The organism is Alteromonas sp. G5_S2_22_S1 (assembly GCF_054968525.1).
Genome location: NZ_JBQKUJ010000016.1, coordinates 47,724 through 68,932, shown reverse-complemented (window position 1 = coordinate 68,932; position 21,209 = coordinate 47,724). Strand labels below are relative to the sequence as shown.

The 21,209-nt window shown below is 45.4% G+C and carries 16 protein-coding genes; 2 read left to right on the top strand and 14 right to left on the bottom strand.

Going from position 1 to position 21,209, the window contains the following annotated elements:
* Positions 1-78 precede the first annotated feature (78 nt).
* The 4 genes from ACTRWF_RS15680 to lrp all read right to left on the bottom strand — a co-directional run bounded on the left by ACTRWF_RS15680 (position 79) and on the right by lrp (position 5,657).
* Positions 79-1,386 (bottom strand): replication-associated recombination protein A, encoded by a 1,308-nt coding sequence (locus ACTRWF_RS15680; protein ID WP_015067316.1) that lies wholly within the window; start codon positions 1,384-1,386, stop codon positions 79-81.
* Positions 1,373-2,131, bottom strand: coding sequence for an outer membrane lipoprotein periplasmic chaperone LolA (gene lolA / locus ACTRWF_RS15675; RefSeq protein ID WP_015067317.1), 759 nt, complete (start codon positions 2,129-2,131; stop codon positions 1,373-1,375). The genes ACTRWF_RS15680 and lolA overlap by 14 nt, the downstream gene beginning before the upstream one ends.
* A gap of 16 nt (positions 2,132-2,147) precedes the next feature.
* Complete coding sequence (locus tag ACTRWF_RS15670) at positions 2,148-4,910, bottom strand: DNA translocase FtsK (RefSeq protein WP_015067318.1); 2,763 nt, start codon at positions 4,908-4,910, stop codon at positions 2,148-2,150.
* A gap of 261 nt (positions 4,911-5,171) precedes the next feature.
* Positions 5,172-5,657 carry a leucine-responsive transcriptional regulator Lrp gene (lrp, locus tag ACTRWF_RS15665; RefSeq protein ID WP_015067319.1) on the bottom strand — a complete coding sequence of 162 codons (486 nt, stop codon included), beginning with the start codon at positions 5,655-5,657 and terminating at the stop codon, positions 5,172-5,174.
* Between the two features lie 186 nt (positions 5,658-5,843).
* Here lrp and ald point away from each other — a divergent pair, with 186 nt between their 5' ends.
* Entirely contained in the window at positions 5,844-6,977 is a 1,134-nt protein-coding gene (ald, locus tag ACTRWF_RS15660) for an alanine dehydrogenase (RefSeq protein ID WP_015067320.1), read from the top strand.
* A gap of 174 nt (positions 6,978-7,151) precedes the next feature.
* Here the strand turns inward: ald and pyrF are convergent, their stop codons facing one another.
* The 10 genes from pyrF to gyrA form a co-directional block, all read right to left on the bottom strand.
* Complete coding sequence (pyrF, locus tag ACTRWF_RS15655; protein WP_015067321.1) at positions 7,152-7,850, bottom strand: orotidine-5'-phosphate decarboxylase; 699 nt, start codon at positions 7,848-7,850, stop codon at positions 7,152-7,154.
* A 6-nt stretch (positions 7,851-7,856) separates the two neighbouring features.
* Positions 7,857-9,026, bottom strand: coding sequence for a lipopolysaccharide assembly protein LapB (lapB, locus tag ACTRWF_RS15650; protein WP_462835824.1), 1,170 nt, complete (start codon positions 9,024-9,026; stop codon positions 7,857-7,859).
* Positions 9,026-9,286, bottom strand: coding sequence for a LapA family protein (locus tag ACTRWF_RS15645; RefSeq protein WP_020744765.1), 261 nt, complete (start codon positions 9,284-9,286; stop codon positions 9,026-9,028). The genes lapB and ACTRWF_RS15645 overlap by 1 nt, the downstream gene beginning before the upstream one ends.
* Positions 9,287-9,366: 80 nt before the next feature.
* A complete protein-coding gene (locus tag ACTRWF_RS15640; protein ID WP_024016376.1) occupies positions 9,367-11,709 on the bottom strand; it encodes a PilZ domain-containing protein in 2,343 nt (780 codons plus the stop codon).
* A gap of 205 nt (positions 11,710-11,914) precedes the next feature.
* Entirely contained in the window at positions 11,915-12,202 is a 288-nt protein-coding gene (ihfB, locus tag ACTRWF_RS15635; protein ID WP_014949641.1) for an integration host factor subunit beta, read from the bottom strand.
* 76 nt (positions 12,203-12,278) lie between these two features.
* On the bottom strand, positions 12,279-13,949 hold the full coding sequence (gene rpsA / locus ACTRWF_RS15630; RefSeq protein WP_015067325.1) for a 30S ribosomal protein S1: 1,671 nt from the start codon (positions 13,947-13,949) through the stop codon (positions 12,279-12,281).
* A gap of 119 nt (positions 13,950-14,068) precedes the next feature.
* The gene (gene cmk / locus ACTRWF_RS15625; protein ID WP_015067326.1) at positions 14,069-14,740 is read right to left on the bottom strand and encodes a (d)CMP kinase; all 672 of its coding nucleotides are present in this window, start codon (positions 14,738-14,740) and stop codon (positions 14,069-14,071) included.
* A gap of 172 nt (positions 14,741-14,912) precedes the next feature.
* Positions 14,913-16,196, bottom strand: a complete 1,284-nt coding sequence (gene aroA, locus ACTRWF_RS15620) for a 3-phosphoshikimate 1-carboxyvinyltransferase (protein WP_024016377.1) — start codon at positions 16,194-16,196, stop codon at positions 14,913-14,915.
* A gap of 1 nt (position 16,197) precedes the next feature.
* Positions 16,198-17,283, bottom strand: a complete 1,086-nt coding sequence (gene serC, locus ACTRWF_RS15615; RefSeq protein ID WP_020746049.1) for a 3-phosphoserine/phosphohydroxythreonine transaminase — start codon at positions 17,281-17,283, stop codon at positions 16,198-16,200.
* Between the two features lie 144 nt (positions 17,284-17,427).
* Positions 17,428-20,142 carry a DNA topoisomerase (ATP-hydrolyzing) subunit A gene (gyrA, locus tag ACTRWF_RS15610; RefSeq protein ID WP_462835823.1) on the bottom strand — a complete coding sequence of 905 codons (2,715 nt, stop codon included), beginning with the start codon at positions 20,140-20,142 and terminating at the stop codon, positions 17,428-17,430.
* A gap of 302 nt (positions 20,143-20,444) precedes the next feature.
* On the opposite strand from gyrA, the gene ubiG reads away from it, so the two are divergent.
* Entirely contained in the window at positions 20,445-21,149 is a 705-nt protein-coding gene (ubiG, locus tag ACTRWF_RS15605; RefSeq protein WP_012518614.1) for a bifunctional 2-polyprenyl-6-hydroxyphenol methylase/3-demethylubiquinol 3-O-methyltransferase UbiG, read from the top strand.
* Positions 21,150-21,209: the final 60 nt, after the last annotated feature.

Genomic DNA, 21,209 nt, shown 5'->3' with positions numbered 1-21,209 from the left:
TAAAGTGAGTTGTTTGTTGAAGTGACCCTTTTTGACTAATACACGTTTTAGCGATAAGTCACTGTACAGGTTTGCACTTTACCTTTTATTGTGACTTCTCGCATTAAGTGTGTCGAGAAATTCTCGTTTAGCTTTAAGGGCTTTTTCTAATCCGCGATCATTGGGGTTATAAAGCCGCGTTCCTTCAAGACTTTCCGGAAAGTAAGACTCTCCCGCCGCAAACGCATTGGGTTCATTGTGCGCATAACGATAGCCATCACCGTGGCCTAACTCTTTCATAAGTGACGTGGGCGCATTACGTAAATGCATGGGAACTGGGGCATCGGAGGTTTTGCGCGCTAGTGCTTTGGCTTCATTAAACGCCATATACACTGCATTACTTTTTGCTGCCAATGCACAATATACTGCTGCTTGTGCGATAGCACGCTCACCCTCTGCGGGCCCCACGCGGTGAAATGTATCCCACGCGTTTATACAAAGCTGCATGGCCCTTGGGTCTGCGTTTCCAATATCTTCTGAGGCAATGGCAAGTAGACGTCTTCCGACGTAAAGCGCATCACCGCCGCCGTCTAATATTCTCGCATACCAATACAAAGCTGCATCTGGGTCTGAGCCTCTTACCGACTTATGGAAAGCGGAGATTAAATCGTAAAAGGTATCGCCTTTATTGTCGTAACTGGCAACTTTCTCGCCTACCGCATGCTCGATATCGCTAACGGTAATTTCGTTAGCACTTGTGAAGTCAGCGGCCAGTTCTAAATAAGTAAGAAGGCGCCGGGCATCACCACCGCTTAAATCTATAAGGGCGTTTCTTGCTATATCATCAATACCAAGGGCTCTGTCGCCAAGACCTTTTTCGGTATCACTTAATGCTCTATCGACTAATTCAGAAAGCGCGTGTTGTTCAAGTGTTTGTAGCACATAAACACGTACTCGAGATAAAAGCGCTTTATTTAATTCGAACGACGGGTTTTCTGTGGTTGCGCCAATAAAGGTGACCACCCCAGACTCTACAAAGGGAAGAAAGGCATCTTGTTGGCTTTTATTAAACCTGTGAACTTCGTCTACAAATAAAAGGGTTCGCTGGTTATACCTTGCGTTGTCTTCAGCCTTATCCATGGCGGCTCTGATGTCTTTTACGCCAGACGTAACGGCGGAAATGCGCAAGACAGAGGCATTGGTGTACTGAGCTATGAGTTCTGCAAGGGTGGTTTTTCCAGTGCCGGGCGGCCCCCACAAAATCATTGAATGACAGTGGCCCGCTTCGAGCATTTTGCGAAGGGGTTTACCCTTGCCTAGCAAATGGTCTTGCCCGCTGTACTGCTCTATGGTGATAGGGCGCATACGCGCCGCTAACGGCGCAAATTCTTGATTAACGCTGGTCATCAACTATGTAGCTATCTGGTATTTCAACAGAAAAAGTATCAGCGGCAACAGGAAAGCGAGTTTCAATATTATTAAACACTAAGGTGCTGATTTGCTGTTGCGCGTCTAGCATATTAAGCGAAGCGAGCTCATTATCTTGATTGAAGGTTAAAGTAAGCGTGACAATTTGACCGCCTTCCTCTTTAGGCGTTATCTGATAACTGCGTAATACCCCTTTACTACCCGCACCTTCAGATAGCGATGCGCTTTTTAATTCGCTAATCGAAAATTTAGCCCACGTTGCTTCATCGGTCGCGGTTAGCAAAACAATGGGGTTATCTTTAACAGCATTGTCTTGTGAAAGCACGGTGACCTGCTCTACAAAGGTGTCTACATTCCAAACCGCTTCACCATCGGCAACTAATAAAGTTTCGTCAGGGAACGTGGTTTCCCAGCGCAACTTATTGGGGCGCGTCATTGTTAGCGTGCCTTGCGCTTCGTGCACTACGTTTTGCTGGGCATCGACTACGGTTTGCTCGAAGCCTGCGCGAAATTGTTTCATTTTACCAAGTAAAGCCTGTAGCGATGCTCTGGCCGAACTTTTTAACTCAAGGTTAATGCTTGGGCTTTGCGCGCTTTGTGAAGCGCTTGCCATCTGAGTAGTGGTGCTCGACGCTGTGTTTTGCGCAACGGCACTTTTAACACTAAGCCCAATACTAAGCGTTGTTAGCGCACCTACTAAATAAACCGAAACTGCTTTATTCATTTATTCAATCCGTTTGTTAATCTTTGTGGGGAGGCGGTGCGAGTACCTCGCGATTACCGTTGTGCCCCTGTGCACTTACGACCCCACTCATTTCCATTTGTTCAACTAATCGCGCAGCGCGGTTGTAACCAATTCTAAATTTACGCTGTACGCTAGACACGCTTGCACGGCGCGTTTCGGTTACAAATGCAACAGCCTCGTCATAGAAAGCATCAAACTCTTGGTCTTCGCCTTCTGGCTGCTCACCCGGCAGAAGTACTTCGGCAGATGCCTCGCCATTTAGAATTTCTTCGATATACTCTGGCTCGCCACGTTTTTGCCAATCGGCAACCACAGCGTGTACTTCGTGGTCATCCACAAACGCACCGTGAACTCGCGTTGGCACTGGGCTTCCCGGTGGCAAATATAGCATGTCACCCATACCTAACAAGGTTTCAGCACCCTGTTGGTCTAATATGGTTCTAGAGTCGATTTTACTTGAAACCTGGAAGGCACAACGAGTTGGAATGTTTGCTTTAATCAGGCCGGTAATAACGTCAACAGAAGGACGCTGTGTAGCTAAAATAAGGTGAATGCCCGCCGCTCGGGCTTTCTGTGCAATACGCGCAATCAGTTCTTCTACCTTTTTACCCACAATCATCATCATGTCGGCAAATTCATCGACCACCACAACAATCGCCGGAAGCTTGGCTAAATCAGGCGCTTCTGCGTCCATACTTTCTTCATTCTTCCAAAGCGGATCTTTTATGGGCGTGCCGTTAGCAATCGCCTCTTCAACTTTGGCGTTGTAACCTTTTAGGTTACGCACACCAAGTGCGCTCATTAAGCGATAGCGGCGCTCCATCTCCCCTACACACCATCGCAGCGCATTTGCCGCTTCTTTCATGTCGGTAACTACTTCGGCAAGCAAATGAGGGATACCTTCGTAAACAGAAAGCTCGAGCATTTTCGGGTCGATCATGATCATACGAACATCTTCAGGCGTGCTCTTATACAGTAGGCTTAAGATCATAACATTGACCCCAACCGACTTACCTGAACCAGTGGTTCCCGCAACTAATAAGTGGGGCATCTTAGCTAAATCAACCACCACAGGCTTACCTGAGATATCAGAACCTAACACCATCGTCAGCGGCGACTTATTCGCTTGGAACGTATCACAGCTTATGACTTCACTTAAGCGGACCATTTCCCGCTTTTTGTTTGGCAGCTCTAAACCAATCACCGATTTACCAGGAATAACTTCTACCACACGCACAGAAATGGCTGACATTGCTCGGGCCAAATCTTTCGAAAGCCCGGTAATCTTGCTTACTTTTACCCCAGGCGCTAAATCCAATTCGAAGCGGGTAATAACCGGGCCGGGGTAAACGCCCACCACCGTTGCTTCAATGTTGAAGTCAGCAAGCTTTTCTTCAACAAGGCGAGAAATACCCTCTATTTCCTCTGGCGTAAGGGGGTTTTCATGCTTATCAGCGCGTTCGAGTAAGTCGAAGGAAGGCATAGGTGGAAGGTTGGTATCAACGTGACTACCTTTTGCTTTTACAGGCTTTGCCCCTAGAGCCGCCGGTGCAAATTCATTAGCATTCTGGCTTGGTGCAGGTGTCGACGGTACTTGCTGAGGCTCATTTATATCAGCTGCAGTCGTCACGTTATTTGAAGACGCTGCAGGCTTGCTACCTGTTTCATAAGGCAAGTCTTCGTCAAACTCTTCTAATTCATCGAAGTTAATATGTGGGCTCTGCTGTGCACCTTGTTGAGCGTCAGCACTATCAGTGCTTTCAGGCTCTTGCTCGGGCTCTGGGGTAGACTTACCGAAACCTACTTTATCTTTTAGGCTACCAGATACAGCGTCGCGCATACCAGATAGTGAAAATGCAGACTTTTTACTTTCTGGCTGTTCCTCTTCCTTTGCTTGTTCCTGTGTTGGCTTATTCGACGTGCTGTCTGAACCGTCACTATTAACGGGCGTATCGTAGGTATAAAAAGGCGGTTCGTCTTCAACGGTATCAATGCCGAACGTTGGCTCGTTTCGCACCGGGGCGTTTTCTTTGACCGGCGAAGATTTACCCTCGTTGGAGGCTAAGGGTTCAGCACGCATACTGGTTATATCCAGTTCCGCACTATCACTTCGCTCGTTTTGACTTGCTGATTTGTTCGAAAGCGCTAAGCGCGGCATTTCCAGAGCAAGTAAATTTTGCGGTGCGGCAAGGGTTTTACGACCCAGCCACAATGTACCTTCACCTAATCTATCGATTATAGTGAGCCAGCTTATACCCGTTAGTAGTGTAAAGCCGGTACAGAAAAAGCATAGCAGCAATAATATGGTACCTGCCGTATTAAAATACGGGACTAAAGCTGAGCTGATAACGTCGCCGACAAAGCCCCCGGCAGAAAAATTGTATATATCATCGAAGTTAATACTTGCGATACCAGTTGCACCTAGGGCCATCAATAAACCGCCGATAATACGAAGGCCAATGGTAAGATAGTCGAATTCGTCGAGCTCTTTGATATGTTGGAACAAGAACCAACCTAGAAAAGCTGAACCAAAAGGTAGCAAATACGCAAGAAAACCAAATGAAAAGAGTAGCAAGTCGGCTACCCACGCCCCGGTTGCACCAACCCAGTTGTGAACGTCTAATTGTAATCCCGCTTGACTCCAACCTGGGTCGCCCGGATGAAAAGATGCTAGTGCCAGCAATAAGAAGAAGGCGAAAACACAGGCGATAATCATGCCTGCTTCCCACACTCGCTGAACCCCTGTTAATCGCGCCATAACCCTAAAAAACCTTCAATTTCTATCGCATTTACTTTTAAAAGCAATTGCGCTAAACGCAGCAAAGAGCTTAGCGAACCCCTTGCTATCCCTACATAGTTATTATTTATCTACTTTTGGTAAGTGACTGAGTACACAGTTAAATATGTTTCCTTGCCCCCTACCCTTTCACTTGTGCTAACCACTTTTCCCTTGATTAAACACAAACACTGTATTTTTGCACAGCCTACCACAAAACCACATGATTGAGCCATGCTTTCATTACTTCAAATTAATGCGTAAAGACGACGTACTTTTCACTTCTTCCATAACCACATACGTACGCGACTCACTTACCCCCGGTAAGCGCAATAACGTATCGCCCAACAATTTTCGATAGCTCCCCATATCAGCAACGCGCGCTTTTAGTAGAAAATCGAAGTCACCCGATACCAAATGACACTCTTGTATATCGTCGTGTTGTTTCACCGCAGCAGAAAATTCTGCAAAGATATCGACTGAGGTTTTCGTCAATGTTATCTCTACAAATACCAGCATGGCAGCACCTAGCATTTCAGGATTAACCACCGCGTGATAGCCTTTAATGTAGCCTTGTGCCTCTAATCGCTTCACTCTTTCAAGACAAGGACTTGGGCTCAAACCTACTTCTTTAGCCAGTTCTACGTTAGAAATACGACCGTTTTTTTGCAGCTGCACTAAGATATTCCTGTCTATTCGGTCAAGGTGTTTAGGGGTCTTTACCAACATATTATGTTTCTTAATATTGCAATTTTACCAAATTATATTTCAAGCGCGCTCAATTTTCAGCAGATAGTTCGTTTTTTTATGCCGTATACTCAGCGTAATTATTTATAGGTCTAGGCGACCTTCAATCGCTAAAACTAAGTTCAACCAGAGCCACTTAGAAGCTCATTATATAACTGAGGACTATACATGTTAGTTGGTGTACCAAAAGAGATTAAAAACCACGAATATCGTGTTGGCCTAACGCCAGCGGCTGTAAAAGAGTTCGTTAGCCACGGTCATAGCGTTTTGGTAGAAACCAACGCCGGTGATGCCATTGGTTTCACTGATGAAATGTATGTAGAAGCAGGCGCTGCGATTGCACCTACTGCTGAGCAAGTGTTTGCTGAAGCGGAAATGATTGTAAAAGTGAAAGAGCCACAGCCTAATGAATGTAAGATGCTTCGAAAAGGCCAAACGCTTTACACGTACCTTCACCTTGCGCCAGACCCAACGCAAACCCAACTTCTTGTTGAATCAGGAGCGACCTGTATTGCTTATGAAACTGTGACTGACGATCGCAATGGTCTGCCGTTACTTGCGCCTATGAGTGAAGTTGCTGGCCGTATGTCAGTACAAGCGGGCGCGCATTACTTAGAAAAAGCGCACGGCGGAAGCGGTACGCTACTTGGTGGCGTACCAGGTGTTGCACCAGGTAAAGTATTGGTAATTGGTGGCGGTGTTGTAGGTACAAACGCGGCTAAGATGGCGCTAGGCCTTGGTGCAGACGTCACTATTTTGGACCGTTCACTTCCTCGCCTACGTCAACTCGACGATATCTTTAACGGCCAAGTTAAAACGGTTTACTCAACGGTTGATGCTATCGAGCACTACTCTTCAAAAGCTGATCTTGTCGTCGGCGCAGTACTTATTCCAGGTGCAGCTGCACCCAAGCTTCTTACTCGTGAGCAAATTAAAGCGATGAAGCCTGGCTCTGTGCTTGTAGATGTTGCCATTGACCAAGGCGGCTGTTTTGAGACGTCTAAGGCCACTACGCACCAAGACCCAGTTTACATTGTAGATGATGTTGTTCACTACTGTGTAGCGAACATGCCAGGCGGCGTAGCGCGTACTTCTACAATGGCACTTAACAATGCGACCCTGCCATTCGGCTTAGCCCTTGCTAACAAAGGCCCAGCGAAAGCGATGGCAGAAGATAAACACCTGCTTAACGGCCTAAATGTTCACGAAGGTAAAGTAACCTATAAAGCCGTTGTTGATGCACTTGGTGAAGAGCTAGGTCTAACCTACACACCTGCTGACGTTGCGCTTAAAGGCGAGTAAGCCAAAAAAGTAACACGTTAAATTTATAAAAAAGCTCGGACAGCGAAGACTCGTCCGAGCTTTTTTGTTTTAGCCTACAGTTTTGTATTTAGATACGTTATCAACAAAGCCTTGCTTGTAAACGTACCGCTAATCTAGCTCTAGCGCACTAAACATACCAATACATTGACGGTATCAGCCATTAAGCGAGGCGTTCACCGCTTTTAAAACCGCAATGGGGTCTTCTGCTTTCGTAATGGGCCGCCCCATTACCAAATAGCTCACGCCCGCTTTCATTGCATCAGGAGGTGTCATAACACGTTTTTGGTCGCCAGCGTCAGCGCCTACAGGGCGAATACCTGGCGTAACTAATAGAAAGTCGTCGTTATGCTTTTCGCGTAACGCGCCGGCTTCCTGCGCTGAACAAACAATGCCGTCTAATCCTGCTTTTTCTGTCAGCGCGGCCAAGCGCAGTACTTGTTGTTCTGGTGTTACGCCGCTTACCACATCCGCCAATTGCGCATTATCCATGCTGGTAAGTACGGTAACCGCAATAAGCTTAGTTTGAGGATTACTGCTTGTTGCAATGGCTTCTTTCGCCGCTTGCATCATAGGTAGACCGCCAGAAGCATGTACGTTTACCATCCACACACCAAGTTCCGCAGCGGCTTTACATGCTTTGGCTACCGTATTGGGGATATCATGAAATTTCAAATCGAGAAAAACATCATAGCCTTTGGCGATAAGCGCCTTCACAAACTCTGGCCCGAATAAGGTGAACATTTCTTTGCCCACTTTTAGCTTGCATAAGCTTGGGTCTAATTTATCTACAAACGCTAATGCAGTGTCTTTATTGTCATAGTCTAAAGCAACAATAACGCGTGGGTCATACATGTTCTGTTATTCTCCGTCTAGCCCTTTGATAGGTTTTACTACGCCCCACTTTTTACAGCTCGGGCACAGCCAATATAATTTTCGGCCTGAAAAGCCACAACTTCCGCAGCGGTACTTAGGGCGCTGCAACATTTGCTTTTCTACTAACTCTTTTAACAAACGCAGGCTGTCTGCCGTGGTTTGATCTGTTAACTGGTCGATGTAAAGGCCCATTAGCGTTTTAAAGCCTCGCATAGTAGGCCTCTTGCGAAGCTGTTCAAGTAAATACTCTGCAGCTTGCGCTGTTTCACCACGCTTCATCAGCACATCTACCATAGCAAGGTATGAGGTGGCGCACTCTTGCCAATGGGCTTCTAAGTTTTTCTGAAAGCTTTCCCAGTCGTCGGTTTCTTCGGCAATTTTTTCTAGGCTAGGCACAGCTTCGCTGAACCAATTAATATCGCGCTCTGCAACTTGCGTGAAATAGGTATTCGCGTCAGTAAATCGTTTTTGCTCAAGGGCTATATCGCCTAGCATTAACCACGGCCTAACGGCATGCTCATCGGCGTTTACCGCTTTTTGCAAAAGGGTTAATGCCGCCCCTTGGCTTTCGTTTTTAAGCTCTACCGCTGCCTGTTCGCAATAAAAATGCGCTAAACGTTCACATACATCGTCATTATCGCCATGACATTGCACCATACGCTCGGCAAGCTCTATCGCTCGTTCCCACTCTTTGGTGGTTTGGTAAATGCTGAATAATTGCTGTTGGGCAACGAGGTAGTGCTTTTCGCTGTTTAATAGCTGAAGGAAGGCATTTTCTGCTCTTTCGAGAAACCCGGCTTGGGTGTAATCGTGACCGAGCTCTCTTAGCGCGTTTTCACGCTGAGCTGGTTGAAGCTCGTCTCGGCTTACTAAGTTCTGATGAACTTTTATCGCGCGGTCAATCTCTCCACGGTGGCGAAAGAAGCTTCCCATCGCAATATGGGTCTCTACCGTATCGCTATTCACATTAATCATTTTGATTAACGTGTCTACCGCTTTATCCGGCTGATCTGACAGCAGGAAATTCAAGCCTTTATAATAGTGCTTAGAAAGAATGCTCGACTGTTTGCGCTGCGCTTGACGGACACTATTTCGGCCCATTATCCAGCCATATCCTGCCGCAACAGGCAAAAGAAGAAACAGCAGTTCGAGCATTAGTGTTCTTGTTCCAAACTCTGTATTTTAGATTGAGCTGACATAAGTTGTACGCGTAATCGCAGCCAACTTACCAGCATGATCAAAATGCCAATACCCACGCCAATGGAGAGTGTAATCGCGATAACCGTAGATAAACGTAAGTTTGCTTGTGCAATCAGGTAATTTACCGTTACTTGCGCTTCATTTTGAGAACCAACCACAAACGCTATGGCAAGCAATACCAAAATAATGAGAAATGCTAGGATCCCTTTCAACACTAAACCCTTTTTTATTGATTTGCTGATAAGAATAGCAAAATGCTAAAAGAGATAACACAAAAAGCGTGAGGGATTTGCGTTTAAGCCGCTCCCTCACCTTCGAGTTCTTGACGCTGAGGTTTTGCGATAAGATTATCAACAACTAAGTCGTGATGCAGTGCAGACATGTTAGTAATAAATATGCAGTGTGTATAGCCTGCCTGCATGGTTTCAAGCTTGTCGTACATGGCTTTGTCAATTTTAGAAAGCTGAGCAAGCCGTTTCTTCGTTAGTGGGGTAATGGCGCCGTGACAACGAATAGCGGTAACATCGGTTGCACTAAGTTGTATTTTTCCTTCGTCTAACTGGGTTTTTATTTGGGTCCGTAGGCGAGAAAACAGAAAATCCCGCTCTTTAATGTAAACTAGTCTGTTATCACTCTTTCGCACGCAATGAACCACTAATGCCTGGTTTGACGTCTCTTTAAACATGCCTTCAAGAATTTGAGACTTAGGCTTTGCCTGTGCCTTGTCGGCAAAGAAACCGTGCAGAGGGATAATATTTTGAGTACGAGAAAACGGATACAGGTCGTCTGAGGTGTCGCTTTGATATACGGTTTTCAACCTGTCCAATGTAAACCGGTTCATAACACACAGTACCGACAGCGAAGGCATGTGCCTTACCGCAAGCTCCCAAATATAGCGATGAGTAGCACGCTGAATACGTGCTATATCTCGCACTTTGAAATACGCTGTGTTCTCTTCCACCATGTGATCGACATTAGAACCGACCTTTGCTTTACGGGTGTCTTCCATAAGGCAAAGTCTTACCGTGCCGGTGTCAGCCTGGTAATGAACGACTTTGTATTTTTCGCCCTTTATTTTAAGTTCCGGTACCGATACCCGTATTTCTTTTTGTAACTCGCTGTTTGGCGATACGATCAATTTCATACCGCTGGCACTTAAATCTGCCACGCGGGCATCAAGAGAAGAAAGTAACCCTACTTTTATCGACGCGGGCTTATCAATGACATAACGGGTTTCACTTCGCCTGTCCAAGTCCTCTTCCATTACATAGTCAATACGCCAGTTACTTCCACTAGCCTTAAGTGTCTTCGACAGGGGCTTAAAATCACACTTAGCCGAAAGCGTTAGATTAGTGAGGTAAGCTGAAACATCTTTGCAATAAAGGACATGAGAGATTTGCGCAAGCTGCTCAAATTCCTTGCTGGCAATATCGTGAATGGCGAAAGCTTTTTGTTTATCTTCTCTATTGACCCCTTCTAAACGGCAGTGGGTACAAATAAAATCACCACTCTTAACCAGTAAATAAACCAGTGCGTTTAGCTGCTTAATTTCCAATAGCTGACGGTGTGTGGCGGTAATTTGAACGTTTCCACTTTTGGTCTTAATGTTACCGTGAAATACATAGGCTTCGTTATACCTATGCAACTCTTCAACCAGCGTTGCGAAAATGGGTTTATCGTGAAGACTCGACAGGAGCTTTTCTGCGTTGTTATGTTCAACATTGGCCTTAGTAAAAAGCGCGATAAGCGGTTTCAGCGACTTCTTATCTGGCGCGAGAAAAACGGGCAACCATGGGCTATTTTCTAAAATGCGATCTCGCTCTAGCTCTTGCATAGCCCGCTCTATTTCTAAATCTCGTTGCAAAGGCTGTTTATAAGAGGTTATTGCCACATAGCGTTTAAGCGTAGCAATGAATGTGTCATCAACATCAGCATGAAATGAGAATGATGACTCATATTTTCCCAGATGTTTGTTGTATTTTACTGATTCCAACTCTAGCTTTATTTCCGTAGGCTCTTTTGTTAAGCCTTTCACTTCGGGAACAGTGAACGTTAGAATGTCTCCAGTCGACGCATTCGGCGGCCTCTTCGTTTCAAGAGAAATACCTTTGTGTGACATTGAACTGATTGAGCAATGACGGCCTTTCTCAAAGTCAGGTGAAGATATCGTAAAGTTAGGTCGAACGGCAATGTCGTCGCCAAAGTCTATGTCAGTAAAGGACTGGCTTTCGACATTAAAGGCATCGACAATTTTTTTGAATTGCTCTCTTTTTATTTGGTTTTGGTAGAAGTCGGAGTTCATGACCGACTCAAACACACCAACGGTGTATCTATCTTGGTAAAGAGACGTTTCGTCTTTGAGTATTTGCGCACCAACTTTATCAAGGCGCATTTGCACCCCGAAATGCTTAAACTTCATCACAGGGAATTGCGCGAACGCCGAGTTATCCGCGGGGGCATCGGTTAATGAAGTAAGGCGAACCACTTCTTCTTTCACGACTTTGCGGACACTACTAGGGAGTCGCTTCGAAAACTTGTTAATTCCTTCTAACAGTTTGTTTTGTTGTTCATAAGGAATTAAAGCACGTATGAGCGGCTGGTATTGTTTTATTATTGCTTGTTCATCGCCGGCTGACATTACTTCATGAATACCGTTTTTTGTTATTCAAGTAATATATAACCCTATTAAAGCCGGGGTCAATAGGCATTAAAAATTAAACAAAAGTATATTTACTATAACGTAAACATAGCACCGTAATAATGAACTGACTTATCCACTTATGCTTACCTAACATCAAATGCTAGATACAAAAAAGCCGCTTTCCAGCGGCTTTTAAAATACATTATGCGATTGAGGCGTCTACCCTTTCGCGAAGTTCCTTACCAGGCTTAAAGTGCGGTACATACTTACCGTCTAGCTTTACGGTTTCACCCGTTTTAGGGTTTCTACCTACGCGAGGTGCGCGGTAGTGAAGCGAAAAGCTACCAAAACCTCTAATTTCAATACGCTCACCCTTTTGAAGTGTTTGCGCCATTTGTTCTAGAAGTTCTTTAATTGCCAGTTCGAGTTCTTTCGCCGGAATATGACGCGCTTGATCCGCGAGCCGTTCAATTAATTCAGACTTGGTCATGTTTAACCTCATTGTCAATATTATTGTTTAAACAGCTATCGCGAATAGGGTGTGCGTGTGCACACCCACAAAAGCATTATTCGCCTTTAGCAGCTTTAAATGCTTCTGCCATCGCGTTAGCGAAACCAACATCTTCTTGCTGGTTAACTTTGTCGATAGCTTCTTTTTCGTCAGCCTGATCTTTCGCTCTAACAGATAGGTTAACAGTGCGGTTCTTACGGTCAACGCCCATAAACTTCGCTTCGATGCTATCACCAACGCTTGCTACTTCTGTTGCGTCTTCAACACGCTCTACAGCAAGATCTGCAACGCGGATGTAGCCGTCAACTTCTTCAGCTAGGTTTACAGTAACGCCTTTCGCATCAACTGCTGTTACTGTACCAGTAACGATAGCACCTTTCTTGTTATCTGTCAGATACTTGTTGAAAGGATCTTCTTCGATTTGCTTAACGCCAAGCGAGATACGCTCACGCTCTGGGTCGACTTGTAGTACAACAGCAGAGATTTCGTCGCCTTTCTTGTAGTCGCGAACCGCGTCTTCACCAGACTTGTTCCAGCTGATGTCAGAAAGGTGAACTAGACCGTCGATGCCGCCGTCAAGACCGATGAAGATACCGAAATCAGTAATTGACTTGATCTTACCAGACACTTTGTCACCTTTTTCGTGTGACTCAGCAAATGTTTCCCAAGGGTTAGCAATACATTGCTTAAGACCTAAAGAAATACGACGACGCTCTTCGTCAATTTCAAGAACCATTACATCTACAGTGTCACCTAGGTTGACAACTTTAGATGGGTGGATGTTCTTGTTAGTCCAGTCCATTTCAGAAACGTGTACAAGACCTTCTACGCCGTCTTCGATTTCTACGAAGCAACCGTAATCAGTTAGGTTAGTAACCTGACCGTTGATCTTAGTACCTTCTGGGTAACGAGACGCAATTTCTTGCCATGGATCGTTGCCCATTTGCTTCATACCAAGAGAAACGCGCTGCTTCTCTTTGTCGAACTTAAGTACTTTAACGTTGATTTCGTCACCAACATTCACGATTTCACTTGGGTGCTTAACGCGCTTCCAAGCCATATCAGTGATGTGTAGAAGACCGTCTACGCCACCAAGGTCAACGAACGCACCGTAATCGGTAAGGTTCTTAACGATACCCTTGATTTCGTGACCTTCTTCAAGGTTAGCAAGAAGCGTTTCGCGCTCTGCGCTGCTTTCTGCTTCGATAACTGCACGACGAGAAACAACAACGTTGTTACGCTTAGCGTCTAGCTTGATAACTTTAAATTCAAGCTCTTTGCCTTCAAGGTGTGTAGTGTCACGTACTGGACGTACGTCAACTAGTGAACCAGGAAGGAACGCGCGTACACTGTTAACTTCAACAGTGAAACCGCCTTTAACTTTACCGTTGATAACGCCTTTAATAGTCGCTTTATCATCGTAAGCTTTTTCCAGCTCAACCCACGCTTCGTGACGCTTCGCTTTTTCGCGAGAAAGGATAGTTTCACCGAAACCATCTTCAACTGCATCTAGTGCTACGTCTACTTGGTCACCGATAGCGATTTCTAATTCGCCTTCAGCGTTTTTAAATTGGTCAGCTGGGATAGCACTTTCTGATTTCAAGCCTGCATCAACAAGAACGATGTCTTTGTCGATAGAAACAACAGTACCTTTTACAATTGAACCAGGACGTGTTTCTAGTTCTTGTAAGCTTTCTTCAAAAAGTTGTGCAAAATTTTCAGTCATAAGTCTCAAATAAACTTTTAAGTTGATATCCACGCTTCTTATCCGGATAACGCGGGGTTATTAAATTTAGTCGCCACTTCCTGTAGCAACACTGCTTTGGATGCGATCAGCTCTCGTCATTAAAGGCGTGAGGAAATAATATCCATCGCTTTTTCAAAGACTTGGTCAATGTCCAAGTCCGTTGAATCTATAATTACTGCATCTTGTGCCGGTACCAGTGGAGCCACTGCACGTTGAGTATCGCGCTCGTCTCTTGCCTTGATATCGGTTAAAAGGCGCGCAATATTAACATCCATGCCCTTTGCTTTCAACTGGCTATAACGGCGCTCAGCACGGGCTTCTGCGCTAGCGGTAAGAAAAATCTTTACCGGCGCATCTGGAAATACTACCGTGCCCATGTCGCGGCCATCTGCAACAAGACCTGGATCTTGTTGAAAAGCGCGCTGTCTGCGCAATAAAGCTTCACGTACACGCGGTAGCGCAGCTACTTTAGAAGCCACAGCACCGACTTCTTCTGTGCGAATATCGTCTGTGACATCTTCGCCTTCCAGAATAATGCGCGTTGAATCGCCATTCGTCTCGAAACTCACATCAAGACCGGTTGCTAGAGGAACAACACATTCTTCATCATCACACGGTAGGTCGTGGTGGAGTGCAGCTACTGCCAATACGCGGTAAATTGCACCGCTATCAAGAAAGTGCCACCCTAATTTCTTTGCTAACAAGCTACTTAACGTACCTTTGCCAGCACCACTAGGACCGTCAACCGTGACTACGGGTGTGGAATGCATACCTGCTCCATCGTTTAAATTACTAAAAAATCGCGCGTAATTATACGCTTTAGTGCAAGATAAGCAATGCCACCTAGCGTAGGTGGCATTGTACATTTGGCTAATGCTGATATAGATCAACCCATCGACTCACCAAAGTTTATTCGATGGGTTTTATATTTAAGCGGTGTATTTACGCACTATATAATGTTTTAAAGCGCGTGAAGTAGTCAGGGAAGGTTTTGCGCGTACAACCTGGGTCGTTAATCGTCACAGGCGTATCGCTAAGCGCGACTAACGAAAAACACATGGCAATACGATGATCGTTATACGTATCTATTTCTGCGTGTTTCAACGAGTCAGTTGGCCACACAGTGATGTAGTCATGGCCCTCTTCCACCTTAGCCCCTAACTTTTGTAACTCTGCAGCCATGGCAGCTAAACGGTCGGTTTCTTTAACGCGCCAGTTATAGATGTTTGTCATGGTGGTTGGACCTTCGGCAAACAGCGCTGTAGTCGCAATGGTCATGGCCGCATCAGGAATATGGTTCATATCCATATTCACCCCTTTAAGCGGTGCGCCGGTGACTTCCACATATTCATCGTTCCAGACTACTTTCGCGCCCATCGCTTCAAGCACATCTGCAAAGCGAATGTCACCTTGAATGCTATTTTGACCGATTCCGGTTACGCGTACCGTGCCGCCTTTAATAGCGCCCGCTGCAAGGAAGTAAGATGCAGACGATGCATCCCCTTCTACCATAAATTTACCAGGGGCAACGTACTTAGCCTCACCAGAAACGGTAAACGTTTGATAGTTGTCGTTGTCTACCGACACGCCAAACTTTGCCATGGTGTCTAACGTAATATCGATATACGGTTTAGACACTAATTCGCCTTTAATGCGGATAGTAGCATCACCAGAAAAAAGCGGAGCCGCCATTAAAAGCGCAGTTAGAAACTGACTTGATACACTGCCATCTACCGACATTTCACCACCGTTTAAGGTCTTGCCCTTAATTTGTAGCGGTGGATAACCTTCGTTTTTTAAGTAGGTAACGTCAGCTTGTGCCTCACGCAGTGCATCTACCAAATCACCAATTGGGCGTTCTTCCATGCGCGGCTCACCGGTTAGCACAGTATCCACATTGCTTGCAGCTAGCGCTGCGCACAAAGGACGCATAGCTGTTCCGGCATTACCTAAAAAAAGCTCAAGGGGTTCGGCCACATTAAATGCACCGCCGTTTCCCTGCACCACACATTGGGTTTTATCTTCACTAAGACGATAGTTTATTCCCAACTTAGTCAGGGCATTTAGCATATGCTCAATGTCTTCGCTATCGAGCAAATTGGTCAGTTCAGTTTCACCCTCTGCTAACGCAGCTAGAAGTAGTGCGCGGTTAGACAGACTTTTTGAACCAGGTACATTGACCTCTCCCGATACTTTTGCAATCGGGTCTAATGTTAACTGCTCCATTTTATCCATTCACTCTTTCAAATTCGCGCATAAATTCAACTAGCGCAACTATGCCCTCTACAGGCATTGCATTATAAATACTGGCACGCATGCCCCCTACCGAACGGTGCCCCTTCAATGCAAGCAAACCCGCTTCCTGAGATTGTTTCAAGAATAGGCTGTCTAGCTCAGGGTCAGCTAAATGAAACGGTACATTCATCTTTGAGCGATTGTCTGGGTGTACTTTACTTGAGTAGAAGTCAGAGCTATCGATAGCAGAATATAAAAGTGCAGCCTTCTCGGCATTGCGCTTCGCCATTGCATCAACACCGCCCTTCTCTTTTAGCCATTCAAACACTAACCCTGCTAAGTACCACGAGAAAGTAGGCGGCGTGTTGTACATAGAATCTGACTTTGCCGCTAGTGCATAGTCGAAGATTGAAGGGGTTTCCTTGCGCGCTTTACCCACAAGGTCTTCACGTACAATTACTACAGACAAACCACTCGGACCGATATTTTTTTGTGCGCCAGCGTAAATGACACCATGCTTAGCCACATCCAATGGTTGTGACAAGATAGTAGAAGACATGTCAGAAACAAGCGGTACTTTGCCAGACTCTGGCAGCCAGTCATAAGCGATGCCGTCTACCGTTTCGTTTGGACAGAAGTGATAGTAGGCCGCAGATTGGTCAATATCAGTGAGTTGTGGTGGCGCAATGTAGTGAAGCCCACCTTTTTCAGATACGTTGCCAACTACTACTGCGTTGTTGTACTTTTCTGCCTCGCTAACAGCGCCTTTAGACCACGAGCCGCTCACTAGGTGAAGACTGGTATCATTTGGGTTCGATAGATTGAGGGGTACGGCGGCAAACTGGCCCCGGCCGCCACCATGTGTGAATAACACATGGTAGTTAGCGGGTATAGAGAGAAGATCGCGAAGATCTTGTTCCGCTTTCGCTGCTATTTCAATGAAGTCTTTGCCGCGGTGACTGACTTCCATCACAGAGCAGCCTAAGTCGCGCCAATTTGTAAATTCTGACTGAGCCTGTTCCATTACTTCTTTTGGAAGCATTGCCGGGCCCGCACTAAAGTTAAAAACTTCTTTCATCGCGTTTTTCAACACCTGTAGATAATTACCGTTTAACGCACGATTTTTGCAATGTTTCGTGGTCTATTAGGTAAACAAGCGGCAAAAGCCGCTTGTTTTAAAGAACACTGATAATGCGCTACACCTAACGCGAGCGCGCTATCCCTACTCTTCTGTCGTTGAGCCTTCACCGTCTTCTGCGGCGTTATCTTGCTCTTGAACAGCAGTTTCTGCTTGTTCTGATGCATCTTCAGGAATAATCAAGTTACCGTCTTCATCAAACGCTTGTAACTCTTCTACTTCTTCAATGCGTTGTAAACCTACAACATGCTCGCCTTCAACAGTACGTATTAAGCGCACACCTTGCGTGTTTCGACCTACTACTGACACTTCGCTAACACGAGTACGCACTAACGTACCCTGATCACTAATAAGCATAATTTCATTGGTATCGTCCACTTGGACCGCACCAACCACTTTACCGTTACGCTCAGACACCTTAATTGATACAACACCCTGTGTTGCACGGCTCTTCGCTGGGTAATCTTCAAGTGGCGTACGCTTACCAAATCCGTTTTCCGTCGCAGTCAAAACAGGTCCATCACCTTTTGGAACAATCAGTGATACCACTTTTTGACCGTCCTGAAGACGAATACCGCGAACACCGGTTGCGGTACGTCCCATTGGACGTAGTGCTAATAGCTCTTCACCGGTTTCAGGATCGCGTTTCACTTCGCCCGTTTCACTGTCGCGAAGCTTTTCGTTAAAGCGAACCACTTTACCTGCGTCAGAAAACAGCATGATGTCATCGTCACCATGGGTGATATCAACACCAATAAGCTCATCACCTTCATTCAGGTTTACGGCAATAATACCGCTTGAACGTGGGCGAGAATATAGGCTTAGGTCGGTTTTCTTCACTGTACCGTTGGCTGTTGCCATCAATACATATTTGCCTTCTTCAAACTCTTTAATTGGAAGAATAGCGGTAATACGCTCGTTATCTTCTAATGGAAGAATATTCACAATTGGACGTCCACGAGCATTTCGGCTTGCAAATGGCAATTGATACACTTTCAACCAATATAAGCGACCACGGGTTGAGAAGCACAAAATATGATCGTGGGTATTGGCCACAAGTAGTCGTTCGATGATATCTTCATCTTTCATCTTAGTAGCCGATTTGCCTCGCCCACCACGGCGTTGCGCTTCGTAATCCGTCAGCTTCTGATATTTTACATAGCCTTCGCGAGAAAGCGTAACAACAACGTCTTCCTGCTCAATAAGGTCTTCAATATCTATATCGTGACTTGCAGCGGTAATTTCGGTACGACGCTCGTCGCCGAACTCGTCACGTATCTTTTCAAGCTCTTCTTGAATGACTTCCATCAAACGCTCAGGGCTATTTAGAATGTGAAGTAATTCAGCGATAAGTTCAAGAAGCTGCTTGTACTCTTCAAGGATCTTCTCATGCTCAAGACCCGTTAGCTTGTGTAAACGAAGGTCAAGAATAGCTTGCGCTTGTTGCTCAGTTAAGTAGTACTTGCCGTCGCGAATACCAAACTCAGGCATTAACCAGTCAGGGCGTGCAGCATCATCACCGGCACGCTCTAGCATTTGAGAAACGTCGCCTAAATCCCAACCTTGCGCAACAAGTGACTTCTTCGCATCTGCTGGGCTTTGTGATGCTTTAATCAACTCGATAATTGGGTCGATGTTGGCAAGCGCAATGGCCAAACCTTCAAGGATGTGGGCACGGTCACGGGCTTTACGCAGTTCAAATACAGTGCGGCGGGTAACCACTTCACGGCGGTGAAGAATAAAGCATTCTAACGTTTCTTTAAGGTTAAATACTTTTGGCTGACCGTTGTCTAACGCAACCATATTAATACCAAATACCGTTTGAAGCTGGGTATTGGCATATAAATGATTTAGCAGTACTTCTGCTGATTCGTTGCGTTTAACCTCAATAACAATACGCATACCGTCTTTATCAGACTCGTCGCGCAGTGCAGAAACACCTTCTATACGCTTCTCTTTTACCAGTTCAGCAATCTTTTCGATAAGACGTGCTTTATTTACCTGGTAAGGAATTTCGTTAACAACAATAGTTTCTTTGCCGTTTGCATCGGTCTCTATTTCCGCCTTAGCGCGAAGGTAAATTTTACCACGACCGGTGCGGTACGCATCATCAATGCCTTTACGACCGCTGATCATTGCCGCTGTTGGGAAATCTGGCCCCGGTATATGCGTCATCAGGTCATCAATCGTAATTGATGGGTCTTGGATTAGCGCAACACAGCCATTAATCACTTCAGTGAGGTTATGCGGTGGAATGTTCGTTGCCATACCAACTGCGATACCTGAAGAACCGTTTACTAGGAGGTTTGGTACTTTGGTAGGTAATACCTCAGGAATATATTCTGTGCCGTCATAGTTAGGCACAAAATCAACGGTTTCCTTATCTAAGTCGGCAAGAAGTTCGTGAGCGATTTTAGCCATGCGAACTTCGGTGTAACGCATTGCCGCTGCAGAATCGCCGTCGACAGAGCCGAAGTTACCTTGCCCATCTACGAGCATGTAGCGAAGTGAGAACGGCTGAGCCATACGAACAATAGTGTCGTAAACTGCAGAGTCACCGTGAGGGTGATATTTACCAATTACGTCACCTACCACACGGGCAGATTTTTTGTATGGCTTGTTAAAGTCGTTTTTAAGTTCGTTCATTGCGAACAGCACACGACGGTGCACTGGCTTCAAGCCATCTCTTACATCAGGCAAGGCTCGCCCGACAATAACGCTCATCGCGTAATCGAGGTAAGAGTTCTTTAACTCTTCCTCAATATTAACGGGGAGGATTTCTTTAGCGTTATCAGACATAAACTGCTTAATCCCTTTATTTTGGTTTGTTCTGCGTTATCCACTACTTCACCTTACATCAATGTTAAAGCGAGGCGTGGGCGCGCACTATTGTTATTATGTGGGTCATAATCGTGCTTCGAGTGTACCACTTGATGACAGAATTATGTAGCGCTTAATTACGCTTATTAATCAACAAAAAGACAAGCGATTATTTTTCGCTCACCCAGTCCCATAAAAAGGCCAATTCTGTTTAAAAACAGTAAAACACAAACCCAATTTGCGATATCTTAAGAAGAGATAGTTTAAGGATTGTTTTAGCCATGACGAATGTAGATCAACAAGAAATAAACAAGTTTTCCGAGCTTGCCTCTCGCTGGTGGGATCCAGAGGGTGAGTTCAAACCATTGCACCTTATTAACCCCCTTCGCTTAGACTTTATCAACCAACATAGTGAAGGGCTTTTCGATAAACAGGTGGTGGATATTGGCTGTGGTGGCGGTATTTTAGCAGAGTCAATGGTGCGTGCGGGCGCTAAGGTGACGGGTCTGGATATGGCTGAAGCCTCGTTAGAAGTAGCTAAATTGCACGGTTTAGAATCGGGCGTGAAGGTTGACTATGTGTGCTCGACCGCCGAAGCATTTGCAGAAGCGAATGAAGCGAAATTTGACGTAGTAACCTGTATGGAAATGTTAGAGCACGTTCCAGACCCTGCATCTGTGGTTATGGCCTGCGCTAAATTAGTTAAACCGGGTGGTCACGTTTTCTTTTCTACGCTAAATAGGAACATAAAGTCTTACTTAATGGGCATAGTGGGCGCTGAGTATGTACTAAAATTGGTACCTAAAGGGACGCACGATCACAGTAAGTTCATTAAGCCTTCAGAGCTTATGGCAATGACAGATCAAGCCGGTCTTTTACCAAGAGACATGACAGGCTTGCATATGGACCCGATTTCCCAAGGCTTTTATCTTTCGTCTAATAATGTAGACGTTAACTACTTACTATATACAGTCGCGCAAAACTAAATTAACACTATATATTGGGTTGCGATGATATTTTAAACACCATATATCGTGTTTATCTAA

Excerpts from the sequence above, each read along its gene's own strand:
- pyrF (WP_015067321.1), bottom strand. The coding sequence starts at position 7,850 with ATGTATGACCCACGCGTTATTGTTGCTTTAGACTATGACAATAAAGAC.
- serC (WP_020746049.1), bottom strand. The coding sequence starts at position 17,283 with ATGAAAGAAGTTTTTAACTTTAGTGCGGGCCCGGCAATGCTTCCAAAA.
- rpsA (WP_015067325.1), bottom strand. The coding sequence starts at position 13,949 with ATGACTGAAAATTTTGCACAACTTTTTGAAGAAAGCTTACAAGAACTA.
- ubiG (WP_012518614.1), top strand. The coding sequence starts at position 20,445 with ATGACGAATGTAGATCAACAAGAAATAAACAAGTTTTCCGAGCTTGCC.
- lapB (WP_462835824.1), bottom strand. The coding sequence starts at position 9,026 with ATGCTCGAACTGCTGTTTCTTCTTTTGCCTGTTGCGGCAGGATATGGC.
- lolA (WP_015067317.1), bottom strand. The coding sequence starts at position 2,131 with ATGAATAAAGCAGTTTCGGTTTATTTAGTAGGTGCGCTAACAACGCTT.
- ACTRWF_RS15640 (WP_024016376.1), bottom strand. The coding sequence starts at position 11,709 with ATGTCAGCCGGCGATGAACAAGCAATAATAAAACAATACCAGCCGCTC.
- gyrA (WP_462835823.1), bottom strand. The coding sequence starts at position 20,142 with ATGTCTGATAACGCTAAAGAAATCCTCCCCGTTAATATTGAGGAAGAG.
- ihfB (WP_014949641.1), bottom strand. The coding sequence starts at position 12,202 with ATGACCAAGTCTGAATTAATTGAACGGCTCGCGGATCAAGCGCGTCAT.
- lrp (WP_015067319.1), bottom strand. The coding sequence starts at position 5,657 with ATGTTGGTAAAGACCCCTAAACACCTTGACCGAATAGACAGGAATATC.
- cmk (WP_015067326.1), bottom strand. The coding sequence starts at position 14,740 with ATGCATTCCACACCCGTAGTCACGGTTGACGGTCCTAGTGGTGCTGGC.
- ald (WP_015067320.1), top strand. The coding sequence starts at position 5,844 with ATGTTAGTTGGTGTACCAAAAGAGATTAAAAACCACGAATATCGTGTT.
- aroA (WP_024016377.1), bottom strand. The coding sequence starts at position 16,196 with ATGGAGCAGTTAACATTAGACCCGATTGCAAAAGTATCGGGAGAGGTC.
- ACTRWF_RS15680 (WP_015067316.1), bottom strand. The coding sequence starts at position 1,386 with ATGACCAGCGTTAATCAAGAATTTGCGCCGTTAGCGGCGCGTATGCGC.
- ACTRWF_RS15670 (WP_015067318.1), bottom strand. The coding sequence starts at position 4,910 with ATGGCGCGATTAACAGGGGTTCAGCGAGTGTGGGAAGCAGGCATGATT.